Genomic DNA, 12,549 nt, shown 5'->3' with positions numbered 1-12,549 from the left:
CCGGCCACCGGCCCGTGCCTCCAATCTCACGGTCTTCGCTGGGGGGTGGGGGTGCCCGCCCGGACGGGCGGGCACCCCGGGTGTGTCGGAGGGGCGCGCCTACTCGGAGGGATCCTCGGGGCGCCTGGAGCGGTGGAACGCCCCGAAGCTCGCTCCGGCGTCACGGGCGGGGCGCTTCCGCTGCGGAAGATCGGCGGAGGCGTCGGCCGCCCGCTCGCGGGCGCGGTCGGCCCGGGCCAGGGTGCGGCCCCGGGGCCGCACCGGCAGCCCGTGGGCGGTCTCCCCGGCCGCGGGGGCCGGGGTCCCGGCGGGGTCCGGCGCGGCGGGCGCGGCGGTGGCGGACGGGAAGGCCGTACCGGCGGAGGCGGCCGTCCCGGCCGGAGCGGCGGCGGGGAGGGCGGACCCGGCACCGGACGCGGAGACCTCACGCGGAGCCCGGGCCCCCGGCACCGCGGCCGCGGGCGGGGCCTCGGCGCGCTGCTGGGCCAGCAGGTGCGGCGGCAGCAGGACCACCACACCGGTGCCGCCCCGGGAGGAGGGCCGGTAGCTCACGGAGATGCCGTACTTGTGGGCCAGCAGCCCCACCACGGCCAGGCCGAGCCGGGTGCCCTGGAGGTGGGCGAGGTCGGTCGACTCGCCGGAGACGGCCTTCTCCGCGCGGCGCATCGCCGCGTCGGACATGCGCAGTCCGCTGTCCTCGATGGTGACCACGAGGCCCGCGGTGCGCTCCTCGACGTAGACGTTGACCTCGTCGATGGGCGGGGAGAAGTTCGCCGCGTTGTCGATGAGCTCCGCGAGCAGGTGCATCACACCCTCGGCGGCGAACCCGGCGATCGCGGTGCCGCTGGCGCAGTGCATGCGGACCCGCTGGTAGGCGGCGATGCGTCCCACCGCGCCGCGCAGGATGCTCTCCATGACGATCGGCTTGTTCCAGGCCCGGCTGGCGCGTCCGCCCATCAGCAGGGCCAGGCGGTCGGTGAGCAGTCCGATCTGCGAGGTGCTGTGGTCCAGCCTGAGCAGGTCGCCGAAGACCTCCTCGCCGTGGCGCTCCTGCATCTCGCGCAGGTCCGCCAGCATGGCCACGGCCGCCGCCTGCACCCGGCTGAGGGCCTTGGTGCCGGCCGTCCGGGCGGCGGCGGACCGCCGCTCGCTGGTCGCGTACTCGCGGATCACGAACTCCGTCAGGGCGGCCAGCCGCTCGTCCGCGGGGCGCGGCACCCCCGCCAGGGTCGTGCCCGCCGAGGCGCCGCCGCGCAGCCGCGCGAAGGCCCCGGGCAGGACGGTGGTGAGAAGGCCGTCCACCCCCTCCGCCAGCTCCCGGGCCTGCCGGGCCGCCTCGTCCCGCTCGGCCTGCGCGGACAGCCGCTGCCCGGTGGCGGAGGAGACCTCGTGCGCGAAGGAGTGGAGGAGCCGCCGCAGCGGCAGGTCCTCCGGGACGGGCATTCCGGCCAGCGCGTCCTCCGTCCGCGCGCCGTTCCGCAGCCGCTCGGCGACCGCCGGCAGCACGGAGTCGGCCAGATGCGCGGTGTGCGCCTGCCGGTACTCGGCCTGCCCGCGCAGCGCCGCGGCCTCGGCAGCCGCGTTCGCGGCGGCGGTGGCCGTCCGCCGCACCGTCAGGAGGACGGCGAGGAAGGCCGCGACGGCCACGGCTCCGGCCACCGCGACCACCCCCAGCACCCAGGGGCGCGTGCCGTCGGGGGCCGCGGCGGCACCCGCCGCACCGCCCGCGACGAGCGCCGTCAGGCAGACGGCGAGTAAGACGAGGGGCAGGCGTCCTCCGGGCACTCGGTGCTGGCCGGGGGCGGCAGGATCTGACATCGCGCAATCCCTGTGGCTGTGTGGGGGCGGGTGATGCGGTTCGGAAGACAAACGACGGCCGAAAGCCCGCTGGAAGAAGGGGAGTTGCCTTCTCTTGCGATTGCCTTCGTCATAGTAACCATGCATCACGCAGCGCGTGCGCCGAGCCGGTGAGGAGACTCCGGGGCCGTTCCGCCGCGGCGGGGCCGGACGCCTTCCGGGCCCCTCCCCTGCCGGACTCCGGGCCCGAGCCCCGCGTGCGGTGTCCGTGTGAGTCGTCCGCGTGCGGTGTCCGTGCCGGGCATGATGGAGCACGACCACGACCTTCCCGGGGGGAGCCATGCGCGTACGCGGTACGGCCGCCGTCCTGCCGATCGTCACCGCCGTCCTGCTTCTGGCCACCGCGTGCGGTGGCGGGGGCGACGGCGGCCCGGGCGGCGGCGAGGGGCCGCCGCCGTCCTCCTCCGCACCGTCCAGGCCCCCTTCGCCCGGTCCCGCGGACGTCGCCGCGCTGGAGAAGGCGGTGGGCCGGTACGTCGACGCCTACTTCGAGCCGGACGCCGGGGCCGTGTACGCCATGTACTCCGCCCGCTGCCGGCAGGAGGCGACCGAGGAGTCGGTCGCCGGGACCCTGGAGCGGGCCGCCGAGGCGAACACCGAGGGCAGGCGGTACGCCCTGACGCGGTTCTCCGCCGACGAGTTCTGGGGTGAGGACACCGCGTACGTGACGTACGGCGTGGGCGACGAGCCGAGGTTCGACCACAGGAAGCAGCAGTGGGTCCGCGAGGAGGGCGGCTGGCGGTACGACGGCTGCTGAGCCGGCGCCCGTTACGGCGCCCGCCGGGCCCGGGGCCCCGGTCCGCCCCCGGGGCCGTCCCCGGCCACCCCCGTGACGCGGCCGGGGACGGAGATCACCACAGGGGGCCGGTCACGTCGTTGCGGGCCAGGACGGTGCCGTCGGGGCCGTACGCCGTCACGGTGGCGCGGGTGCCGGGCCCGGTGCCGCCCGCGTCGACGTGGTACACGCCCCAGCCCGGGTTGCCTGGCAGCCGCACCATCCCCGCCTCCCAGGTGCGGCCGCCCGCCGTGAGCGTGATGCGGGCCGGCTCGGTCTCCGTGCGGTAGGCGCCCGTGAGGAGGACGCCCCTGCCCGGGGAGGAGCTGTGGCCGAAGCTGAGGCTCCCGGGGCGGAGGCTGTCGCCCACCACGCCCCTGGCGGTCTCGACGCTCTCGCGGAAGTCCTCCGGACCGCCCCAGGCCACCACGTAGTTCTGCCTCCCCTCCGGCAGCAGACCCAGCAGCGCGCCCTGACCGATCTCCACCGGCTCGTACGGCTCCACCACCCGCACCGCCGTGGACGCCCGCGCACCGGCGGGCTCCGCACCGGCGGGGCGCTCGGGGACGGTGGCGGTCAGGGCGGCGGTCAGGGCGGCGGCGGGACGCTCCGCCCCCCGGCCCCGCTCCCCGCCCGACTCCTGGCCCTGGCCCTGGAGGGCGAAGGCGGTGCCGCTCAGGCCCGCCAGTGCGACGGCGGCGATCCCGGCCGCGACGAACCGCTGCTTGCTCATGCTTCCTCCACGTCGTGGGCGCCGCGTCCGCGGGGGACGTACGCCGTTCCTCGTTGTCATGACTCAGACGTGGAGGGAGGGCGGAATCTATGTCAGGGCGCGGATTTCTCTCCGGACGGGGAGCCCGCACCGGCCGCGGCGGCCCCCTCCCGCGCCGGGGAGGGAACGGCGGGCGGGGACGGCTCGGCGGACGCCTCGATGCCGAGTGCGAGATCGCGGGCGGTCTCCGTCTCGCGGCGGAACAGCCGGTACCACATGAAGACCACGAAGCCCGCGAAGACGAACCACTGCGCGGTGTAGCCCAGGTTCTGGAACGCCTTCAGGTCCAGCCCGGTGCCCGCCGCCGCGACCGGCGGCACCGCCTCCATCGGCTTCTGCGCGCGCCGGACGGTGACCCACGCGTCGTGCACCTCGTAGGGCACCAGGTTGACCAGCGTGGCCGCGCTGATGATGCCGATCCGGCCCTGCGGCAGGGCGCCGCCGACGGCGCCCGGGGAGCTCTGGCTCTCCGGCGCCTGGAGCACTCCGGTGACGCTCACCTCTCCGGCCGGCGGCGCGGGCACCCGCGCGGGATCGGCCTCGCCCGGCAGCCAGCCGCGTACGACGGGCAGGGCCCGGCCGTCGCCGGTGCGCAGCGGGGTCAGCACGTAGAAGCCCTCGCGGTCGCCGAGACGGCGGCCGGGCACCAGGAACTCGTGGTCCGCGTCGTAGCGGCCGGTGGCCAGGGCGGCCTGCCCGACGGTCTCCTGGGTGAGGGGCAGCAGGTCGTCCAGCGGCCTGGCGTCGGCCTCGGTGATCCCCTCGGCCGAGCGCTCCTGCCGGGCCTGGTGGGAGTCCACGCGGTCCTCGAAACGGCTGAGCTGCCAGCTCCCCATGAGGAGGCAGACGGGGATCGACAGCAGCACGAAGAGGTTGATCACCCACCAGCGCGGGGTCAGCAGGAACCGGTACACGCCCTCAACGGTACGGGGGCGGGCCGGGGGCGGCCCACTCGCCCCCGCCCCGCGCCGCCGGGGCCGCCCGTTCGCCTTCCGCGCGTACGCGGGCCCGCCCTGCGCGGGCCCGCCGTACGTCAGCCCTCGGGGATGGGGCCGGTGCGGTACACCGTCCCGGCGCAGGCCCCGGTGATCTCGATCTTGCCGATGCGCGGCTCGCCCGCCGCCGGCACGTAGCGCAGGACGACCGAGGCCGCCGCGGCGCCCGATCCGCTGCCACCTGTGTCGTACGCGAGCTGGGGGCTGATGCCGCTGCTCTCGGTGGGCTCCTCGACGGTGTCGCCGCCCTCACCGCCCTGACCGCTGTCGGGGGGTGTCGTGCTGCCGCCGGCGCCACCGCTTCCGCCGGTGCCGCCGGAGGAGTCCGTGCCGCCGCTGTCGCCGGTGCCACCGCTTCCGCCGCTGCCGCCGGAGGAGTCCGTGCCGCCGGTGCCGCCGGAGGAGTCGCCGGGGGCCGTCGGATCCGGGCCGGGGGTCGCCGGGCAGCCGGTGGTGCCGCCGCCCTCGCGCGGCACCCAGGCGAACCGCACCAGGTACGACTGGCCCGGCCCCAGGACGAACGAACCGGGTTCGAGCTGCGGGTCGGGCAGCTTGGAGGCCCTGCCGCCGGAGGTGTGGGCGACGACGCTGAAGCCGGTCGGGTCGGCGGCGCCCTCCGGGGTGGCGGTGACGGTGTCGGATCCGTCCACGAGGCAGGAGGCGTCCGAGGTGTTCGTGACCCTGAAGGCCCCGTACACATGGCCTTCCTCGTCGGCGGGGCTCACCGTGGATCCGCCGTCGCCGATCTGGGAGCGCAGGCAGCTCGGAGAGGTGGGACCGAGGGTGTCACCGGTCTCGGGGGAGGCGGTGCCGTCCCTGCCGGAGCCGTCGCGCGACCCGGCCGCGTCCTCCCTGCCGCCGCCTCCGGAGTACTGGTCGGCGCCCTGGTTCGCGGCATCGCCGCTCTGGCCGCCCGCCCCGGCCCCCTCCTGCCGGTCGTGGGTGCTGGCGGCGTTGGTGGTGTTGCCGTCCAGGACCCGGGTGATGACGCCGCTCTGCACCAGGGCGGGAGTGGCCACACCGATGACGAGGGCGGCCGCGGCCGCCCCGACCGTGAGCTGCCTGCGGCGGGCACGGCGGGCGGGTACGGCGTGGTGGAGGCGTTCGAGGGCGTCCGGGGCCGGCGCGACGTCCTCGACGGCGCCGCGCAGCATCAGCCGCAGCGAGCGCTCGTCCAGGCCGGCCGGGTCCACCGGGGCGTCCGGGTCGGCCGCCGGGCCCGCCGGATCCTCGCCCGCCCGGTCCCCGTCCGCCGAGTCCCCGTTCGCCGGGCTCCCGTCCACCGGGCCGCTCGCGTCCGGCTCCCGTCCGTCCCGCCCCTCCCCCTCGTCACGGTCGCCGGAAGCCCGGCCGGAGGGACCCGGCTCCGGCTCCGTCGTCTTCCGCTCACCGCCCGGGCCGTGTCCGGCTCCGGGTCCCCCCTGCGGGTCGCGCTGTTCCTCGTGCCGTCCGTCGCCGCTCATGCGGGCGCCTCCATCGCGACCCGCAGGGCGGCGATGCCCCGCGAGCCGTAGGCCTTCACCGAACCGAGCGAGATGCCGAGCGTCTCGGCGACCTGCGACTCGGTCATGTCCGCGAAGTACCGCAGGACCAGTACCTCCCGCTGGCGGCGCTGGAGCTTGCGCAGCGCCTTCTTCAACTCGTCCTGCTCGATGCGCGCGTACGCGCCCTCCTCCGCGCTGGCCATGTCCGGCATCGGCTTGGAGAGCAGCTTCAGCCCCAGGATGCGGCGGCGCAGCGTGGAGCGGGAGAGGTTGACGACGGTCTGGCGCAGGTACGCCAGGGTCTTCTCCGGCTCCCGCACCCGCCTGCGCGCCGAGTGCACTCGGATGAACGCCTCCTGCACCACGTCCTCGCAGGACGCCGTGTCGTCGAGCAGCAGGGCGGCGAGCCCGAGCAGGGAGCGGTAGTGGGCCTGGTAGGTCTCGGTGAGGTGGTCGACGGTGGTGCCCGCCACTGTGGTGCCTGCTGCCATCGTGCCGTCAGCGTCCCTCGCCTGCGAGGGGAGCTGTGCGGGACGGGACGCCGACCAGGGAGCGATCACGGGCATGCCCCTGCCGGGCGTGCCGCCGCCCGCGGGGACCCGTACGGGCGCCGTTGCGATTCCGAGTGCCTCTGCCACGCCTGTTGGACACGCTGCCCCCCGTCAGGGTTGTACGCGCGGAGTGTCGTTCTTTCCGGCGAGCCGGACGACCGCATGCGCACCACCTCTTCCTCTCCGCCGCCGAACAGGCGCCTTCGGCTTCCGGCAGTGGAGCGGGAGACGCCCGCGCCCGGATCACGGTTCCGGGCATGCGAGGGAAAATCCTCATCCAGAAGGCTGGTCCGGATCAAGCGGTTACCAGGTATGACTTCATCACAGGTCCTTCACAATCGGTACCGGGGTCCGGATCCGGCCATCGGCACCGGAGCACACGGTCCGCGCACCCGCCGACCCGAGCCCGCCGGAGGACGGGCCCGGAGCCCGCGAGACGGCAGTCAGGGACCTTCGGCAGCGGCGGGGCCGCATCCGGAACCGCCGCGGCCGGCGGAGGCCGACGGCTGTTTCCGGCCAACCCCCTGAATCCCGTGAACGCCCGTCGGTCCGCGTCGGTCCTCGGCGGTTCCGGTCAGATCGCGCCGGCCCTCGGCGGCCCTCCGGTCCCCGTCAGTCCTCGGCCCGCTCGGCCGCGACCAGTTCGCCGATCTGCGCCATGTTGAGCGCGGCACCCTTGCGGAGGTTGTCGCCGCACACGAACAGCTCCAGCGCCCGCGGGTCGTCCGGCGAGCGCCGCACCCGCCCCGCCCAGACGGGGTCGGTGCCGACCGCGTCGGCGGGGGTGGGGAACTCGCCCGCCACCGGATCGTCGCACACCACCACGCCCGGCGCGTTCGCCAGGATCTCGTGCGCCTTGCCCACCGAGACCTCGCTCTCGAAGCGGGCGTGCACCGACACCGAGTGGGTGGTGACGACGGGTACGCGCACACAGGTGGCGGTGGCACGCAGCCCCGGCAGGCCCAGGACCCTGCGGGTCTCCTCGCGGACGGCCAGCTCCTCGGTCGTCCAGCCGTCCTCGGCCGGCGTCCCGGAGAAGGGCACCACGTTGAGCGCGATCGGCGCCGCGTACGGGCCGGTGTCGCCCACCGCGCGCCGTACGTCGCCGGGGTGGACGCCCAGCTCGGCGCCGGCCACGGCCGCGAGCTGCCCGCGCAGGGCCTCCACACCCCGCCGCCCGGACTCGGAGACGGCCTGGTAGGTGGAGACGACCAGCTCCTCCAGGGCCCACTCCGCGTGCAGGGCCCCCAGCGCCACGATCATCGTCAGGGTGGCGCAGCCGGGACCGGCGACGATGCCGCGGGGCCTGTTCCGCGCCGCGTGGGCGTTGACCTCGGGGACGACCAGCGGTACGTCCGGATCCGTCCGGAACGCGCCGGAGTTGTCCACCACCACCGCGCCCCGGGCCGCCGCCACCGGCGCCCAGCGGGCCGCGACCTCGGCGGGCACGTCGAACATCGCGACGTCCACGCCGTCGAAGACCTCCTCGCCCAGCGCGAGGACCTCGACCTCCTCACCGCGCACCGCCAGCTTGCGGCCGGCCGAACGCTCCGAGGCGACCAGGCGGATCTCCCCCCAGACGTCCGCGCGCTCCGACAGCAGCCCCAGCAGCACGGTGCCGGCGGCCCCGGTCGCGCCGACCACGGCCAGGGTGGGCCGGTCGGCGCGACCGATCGGGGCTCGGGGGAAGCCCCCGGCGGGGGTCATCGCCCGGTGCCCCCGTAGACGACCGCCTCGTCGCTCTCGCTGTCCAGGCCGAACGCGGTGTGCACCGCGCGGACGGCCTCGTTGACGTCGTCCTTGCGGGTGACGACCGAGATGCGGATCTCGGAGGTCGAGATCAGCTCGATGTTGACCCCGGCGCCCGACAGCGCCTCGAAGAAGGTGGCGGTGACGCCCGGGTTGGTCTTCATACCCGCGCCGACCAGGGAGATCTTGGCGATCTGGTCGTCGTAGCGCAGGGAGTCGAAGCCGATGCCGGCCTTCGCCCGCTCCAGCGCCTCGATGGCCCGGCGGCCGTCGGTCTTGGGCAGGGTGAAGGAGATGTCGGTCAGACCGGTGGACGCGGCGGAGACGTTCTGCACCACCATGTCGATGTTCAGCTCGGCGTCCGCGATGGCCCGGAAGATCTTCGCGGCCTCGCCCGGCTTGTCCGGCACTCCGACGACCGTGATCTTCGCCTCGGAGGTGTCGTGTGCGACACCGGAGATGAGCGCCTGCTCCATCGGCTGGTCCCCTTGCGGCTGGTTGCTGACCCACGTGCCCCGCAGCCCGGAGAAGGAGGAGCGGACGTGGATCGGGATGTTGTAACGGCGTGCGTACTCCACGCACCGGTGCAGCAGCACCTTGGATCCGGAGCTGGCCAGCTCCAGCATGTCCTCGAACGAGATCCAGTCGATCTTGCGGGCCTTCTTCACGACCCGCGGGTCGGCGGTGAAGACGCCGTCGACGTCGGTGTAGATCTCGCAGACCTCGGCGTTCAGCGCGGCGGCCAGCGCCACCGCGGTGGTGTCCGAGCCGCCCCGGCCCAGGGTGGTGATGTCCTTCTTGTCCTGGGACACACCCTGGAAACCGGCGACGATGGCGATGTTGCCCTCGTCCAGCGCGGTCTGGATACGGCCCGGCGTGACGTCGATGATGCGGGCCTTGTTGTGGACGGAGTCGGTGATGACGCCGGCCTGGCTCCCCGTGAACGACTGCGCCTCGTGGCCGAGGGATTTGATCGCCATGGCCAGCAGGGCCATGGAGATCCGCTCTCCGGCGGTCAGCAGCATGTCGAACTCGCGCCCCGACGTGACCGGGGACACCTCTCCAGCGAGATCGATCAGCTCGTCCGTCGTGTCGCCCATCGCCGAAACCACGACGACCACCTGGTGGCCGTTCTTCTTGGCTTCGATGACTCGCTTGGCAACGCGCTTGATGCCCTCGGCATCGGCAACGGAGGAGCCGCCGTACTTCTGCACGACAAGGCCCACGTGCGCTCCTCGTAATCTGTCTTCCGGGGCTCCCGTACAGGAACCCAGCGGTCGCTTCAGTTTACCGAGCAGGCCTTTCCGACCCCGCCTCTACCACATCGTGAGATGTACCGCCCACAAGCAGCGCGGCGCGGCGCCACGTCGCACCGGCTCAGCGGGCACCCCTGCCCGCTCACGGCCTCTTCACACGGGAACGTTGCGCAGCTCACACCCGCCGCGCGACCGCGGTCAGGTCGATATCCACCGGAAACGGGACATCCGTTTTCAGCCGCTCGTGGTGGATGCCGGTCACGGCGTAGGTGCGGGTGGCGGGCTCCAGCTCGAAGGCGTACACGACGGGGCTCGCGGCACCGTCCTCGCCCTCCCCCGCCTCCACCCGCCAGAAGTGCGGGATCCCGGCCGCGGCGTACTTGCGCGGCTTGGTCTCGCGGTCGCGCGCCTCGGAGTCGTCCGACACCACCTCGACGGCCAGCACGACGTCCGGTTCCGGACGGTCCCGCTTCCCGAGGGTGACGGTCATCTACCGGACGACCTCCAGCTCGGGCGGGGCCGCCTGCAGGAGGTGGTTCTCCAGCAGGCGCATCGCGCGCATGTGGAAGACGGTCTGCGGAGCGCGTAAGACCAGCTCGCCGTCGAGAAGTCGCGTGTGCGAGGGCAGACCGGGGATCCGGTCCAGGTCCTCGGCGGTCCAGCCGCCGTCCGGGGTCTTCTCCACGAACGGGATCCTCACCGATCACGACGGCACGGACGAGCCGTTGTCCGGCCTTCACTCTTACGGATGAACGCCGGCCTGCCCGGCCACCCTGACCTCCGCCGCGCATGGCCGCCGCTCCACGGGGGTACTCCGGACAGCCCGGCAACGACGGCAGACGGAGCGGGAGGCGGAAGGCCATGAACCAACTGGCACGCACGGCGCTGGTCCTCGCGGGCGCCGGAGCGGGCGCGGCGGTCCTGCGCAAGGCCGCGTCCGCACGGCGCAGGGCGCGGGAGGACGGCGAGCGCTGGATGGTCGTGACCATCAACCGCGCGCCGACCGACGTGATGCCCCACGGCGACCCGCCCAGCCCCCTGGACGAGTTCGGCGACGCGCTGGAGATCACCGTGCGGCCCGCCCCCGGCGACCGCGGCACCGAGCTGGCCGCCCGGCTGCGCGAACCCGCGTCGCCCGCCTCCGCCTCACTGCCGTCCCGGCTCGCGGGGAAGGATCCGCGCCAGGGGGTGCGGCGCGCGCTGCGCGAGGCCAAGTCCCTGCTGGAGACCGGTGAGGTGATGCTGCCGGACGCGCCGCCGACCGGACGCGGCGACACGGTCGGAGGCAAGGTCGTCGGACTGGCCTCCAGGCGAGCGGGCGGGGAGGGAGTGCTGTGAGGGCTCTGTGCTGGGAAGGCGTCAACAAGCTGTCGGTCGAGCAGATCCCCGAACCGGAGATCCGCAACGACCAGGACATCGTCGTACGGCTGCTGCTGAGCACCACCTGCGGCTCCGACCTGCACATCATCGGCGGCTACATCCCCGCCATGCAGCCCGGTGACGTGATCGGGCACGAGTTCGTCGGCGAGGTGGTCGAGACCGGTTCCGGAGTGCGCCGCCACAGGGTCGGCGACCGGGTCGTGGTGTGCTCCTTCATCGGCTGCGGCCGCTGCTGGTACTGCCGGAACGACATGTGGTCGCTGTGCGACAACACCAACACCAACCCCGGCATCGGCCAGGCCCTCTTCGGCTACGAGACCGCCGGGATCTTCGGCTACTCGCACGCCATGGGCGGCATCCGCGGCAGCCACGCCGAGTACGTGCGCGTCCCCTTCGCCGACTACGGGGCCTTCTCCGTCCCCGAGGGCGTCGACGACCTCAGCGCGCTGTTCGCCTCCGACTCCGTGCCCACCGGCTGGATGGGCGCCGACCTCGGCGGGGTGAAGCCCGGCGACGTGGTGGCGGTGTGGGGCTGCGGCGCGGTCGGCCAGATGGCGGCGCGGGCGTCCGTGCTCAAGGGCGCCGAACGCGTCATCTGCATCGACCGGATCCCCGAGCGGCTGGCGATGACCGAGACGTACATCGGAGCCGAGACCATCGACTACACCTCCACCGACGTCGCCGCCGAGCTGCGCGAGCGCACCGGCGGCCGGGGCCCGGACGTGTGCATCGAGGCCGTCGGCATGGAGGCCCACAGCAGCGGCCCCGGCTACCTGTACGACCAGGCCAAGCACCAGCTCCGCCTCCAGACCGACCGCCCCACCGCCGTGCGCCAGGCCGTCCACGCCTGCCGCAAGGGCGGCACGGTCTTCGTGCTGGGCGTCTTCGCCGGAGCGGTCGACAAGTTCCCGCTCGGCATGGTCGTCAACAAGGGGCTGACGCTGCGCGGCGCGCAGATGCACGGCCAGCGCTACATCCCGATGCTGCTGGAGCGCATCGCCGCCGGCGAGATCAGCACCGCGCACCTGGCCACCCACACCATGTCCCTGGACCGGGCGGCCAAGGGCTACGACATGTTCAAGCACAAGAAGGACGGCTGCGTCCGCGCGGTCTTCCACCCGTAGGCCCGCCGGGCGCCCCCGGCGGGCACGTCAGGCATAGTCCTTGAGCTTCTCCGTCCGCAGCGTGATCCCGACCGGGTCGGGGATCTCCACCACGGCCCCGTACGGCCGCGTCGTCCGGCTCCGGTACGTGCCGCCCTCAGGCTCGGAGTGCACGGTGACGCTGTGGTCGTCGCGGTCGACGAGGAGGTGGACGGGGATGCCCGCCGCCGCGTAGGCGTCTCGCTTCTCCACCCGGTCACGCCGGTCGGTGTCCGGGTCGTACGAGGTGACCCCGACGGTCATCAGCACGCCGCCGGGTTCGGCCCACTCGCCCTGGCCCGCGAAGTGGTCCTCGGGTACGAGGGCGCCGTCGGGGCGGGCACGGCCGCCCCGGTACTTCTCGACCTTGATTCCCTGTTCCGGGTACAGGGCCAACTCGGGGCGCTGCCGCATGCACTGCTTGAGAAGCCACATGATGATCGCCCCGTGATCTCCGTCCGGCACCGGTTTGACCTCTAGCTTTCCGTTGACGAACTCCAGCCGCACGGTCTCCGGCGCCGTGCGGGCGATCTGCTCGAACTCCTCGGCGAGCATCTGCGGCCGGTCAGCGGTCCTAGGGGTCATGGC

11 protein-coding genes and 1 pseudogene are annotated in these 12,549 nt (G+C 74.0%); 3 read left to right on the top strand and 9 right to left on the bottom strand.

Going from position 1 to position 12,549, the window contains the following annotated elements; translation table 11 throughout:
* Positions 1-99: 99 nt before the first annotated feature.
* Positions 100-1,818, bottom strand: coding sequence for a sensor histidine kinase (locus BMY40_RS09125; RefSeq protein WP_093657384.1), 1,719 nt, complete (start codon positions 1,816-1,818; stop codon positions 100-102).
* Between the two features lie 319 nt (positions 1,819-2,137).
* Between BMY40_RS09125 and BMY40_RS09120 the strand changes: the two genes are divergently transcribed.
* On the top strand, positions 2,138-2,614 hold the full coding sequence (locus tag BMY40_RS09120) for a hypothetical protein (protein ID WP_093657382.1): 477 nt from the start codon (positions 2,138-2,140) through the stop codon (positions 2,612-2,614).
* A gap of 94 nt (positions 2,615-2,708) precedes the next feature.
* Here BMY40_RS09120 and BMY40_RS09115 read toward each other — a convergent pair whose 3' ends face one another.
* From BMY40_RS09115 to BMY40_RS09085, 7 genes and pseudogenes are all read right to left on the bottom strand, one after another.
* On the bottom strand, positions 2,709-3,365 hold the full coding sequence (locus BMY40_RS09115; RefSeq protein ID WP_093657380.1) for a hypothetical protein: 657 nt from the start codon (positions 3,363-3,365) through the stop codon (positions 2,709-2,711).
* Between the two features lie 92 nt (positions 3,366-3,457).
* Positions 3,458-4,318 (bottom strand): SURF1 family protein, encoded by an 861-nt coding sequence (locus tag BMY40_RS09110; protein ID WP_093657378.1) that lies wholly within the window; start codon positions 4,316-4,318, stop codon positions 3,458-3,460.
* 119 nt (positions 4,319-4,437) lie between these two features.
* Complete coding sequence (locus BMY40_RS09105) at positions 4,438-5,862, bottom strand: hypothetical protein (protein WP_093657376.1); 1,425 nt, start codon at positions 5,860-5,862, stop codon at positions 4,438-4,440.
* Positions 5,859-6,449 carry a SigE family RNA polymerase sigma factor gene (locus BMY40_RS09100; RefSeq protein ID WP_093657373.1) on the bottom strand — a complete coding sequence of 197 codons (591 nt, stop codon included), beginning with the start codon at positions 6,447-6,449 and terminating at the stop codon, positions 5,859-5,861. The genes BMY40_RS09105 and BMY40_RS09100 overlap by 4 nt, the downstream gene beginning before the upstream one ends.
* A gap of 597 nt (positions 6,450-7,046) precedes the next feature.
* Entirely contained in the window at positions 7,047-8,141 is a 1,095-nt protein-coding gene (locus BMY40_RS09095; RefSeq protein WP_093657371.1) for an aspartate-semialdehyde dehydrogenase, read from the bottom strand.
* Positions 8,138-9,409 carry an aspartate kinase gene (locus tag BMY40_RS09090; protein ID WP_093657369.1) on the bottom strand — a complete coding sequence of 424 codons (1,272 nt, stop codon included), beginning with the start codon at positions 9,407-9,409 and terminating at the stop codon, positions 8,138-8,140. Before BMY40_RS09090 ends, BMY40_RS09095 begins: the two co-directional genes overlap by 4 nt.
* Before the next feature lie 205 nt (positions 9,410-9,614).
* Positions 9,615-10,139: pseudogene (locus BMY40_RS09085) on the bottom strand (Uma2 family endonuclease).
* 161 nt (positions 10,140-10,300) lie between these two features.
* Between BMY40_RS09085 and BMY40_RS09080 the strand changes: the two are divergent.
* Both BMY40_RS09080 and BMY40_RS09075 read left to right on the top strand, forming a co-directional pair.
* The gene (locus tag BMY40_RS09080) at positions 10,301-10,777 is read left to right on the top strand and encodes a hypothetical protein (protein ID WP_093657367.1); all 477 of its coding nucleotides are present in this window, start codon (positions 10,301-10,303) and stop codon (positions 10,775-10,777) included.
* On the top strand, positions 10,774-11,943 hold the full coding sequence (locus BMY40_RS09075; protein ID WP_093657365.1) for a zinc-dependent alcohol dehydrogenase: 1,170 nt from the start codon (positions 10,774-10,776) through the stop codon (positions 11,941-11,943). Before BMY40_RS09080 ends, BMY40_RS09075 begins: the two co-directional genes overlap by 4 nt.
* Positions 11,944-11,970: 27 nt before the next feature.
* Here BMY40_RS09075 and BMY40_RS09070 read toward each other — a convergent pair whose 3' ends face one another.
* Positions 11,971-12,546, bottom strand: a complete 576-nt coding sequence (locus BMY40_RS09070) for a Uma2 family endonuclease (protein WP_093657363.1) — start codon at positions 12,544-12,546, stop codon at positions 11,971-11,973.
* Positions 12,547-12,549 lie beyond the last annotated feature (3 nt).

It is taken from the genome of Streptomyces radiopugnans (assembly GCF_900110735.1).
Taxonomy (GTDB): Bacteria; Actinomycetota; Actinomycetes; order Streptomycetales; family Streptomycetaceae; genus Streptomyces; species Streptomyces radiopugnans.
This window is presented reverse-complemented; position numbering and strand designations above follow the sequence as displayed.

Coding starts and splice junctions, on each gene's coding strand:
- BMY40_RS09125 (WP_093657384.1), bottom strand. CDS start 1,818: ATGTCAGATCCTGCCGCCCCCGGCCAGCACCGAGTGCCCGGAGGACGC.
- BMY40_RS09120 (WP_093657382.1), top strand. CDS start 2,138: ATGCGCGTACGCGGTACGGCCGCCGTCCTGCCGATCGTCACCGCCGTC.
- BMY40_RS09115 (WP_093657380.1), bottom strand. CDS start 3,365: ATGAGCAAGCAGCGGTTCGTCGCGGCCGGGATCGCCGCCGTCGCACTG.
- BMY40_RS09105 (WP_093657376.1), bottom strand. CDS start 5,862: ATGAGCGGCGACGGACGGCACGAGGAACAGCGCGACCCGCAGGGGGGA.
- BMY40_RS09100 (WP_093657373.1), bottom strand. CDS start 6,449: ATGCCCGTGATCGCTCCCTGGTCGGCGTCCCGTCCCGCACAGCTCCCC.
- BMY40_RS09095 (WP_093657371.1), bottom strand. CDS start 8,141: ATGACCCCCGCCGGGGGCTTCCCCCGAGCCCCGATCGGTCGCGCCGAC.
- BMY40_RS09080 (WP_093657367.1), top strand. CDS start 10,301: ATGAACCAACTGGCACGCACGGCGCTGGTCCTCGCGGGCGCCGGAGCG.
- BMY40_RS09070 (WP_093657363.1), bottom strand. CDS start 12,546: ATGACCCCTAGGACCGCTGACCGGCCGCAGATGCTCGCCGAGGAGTTC.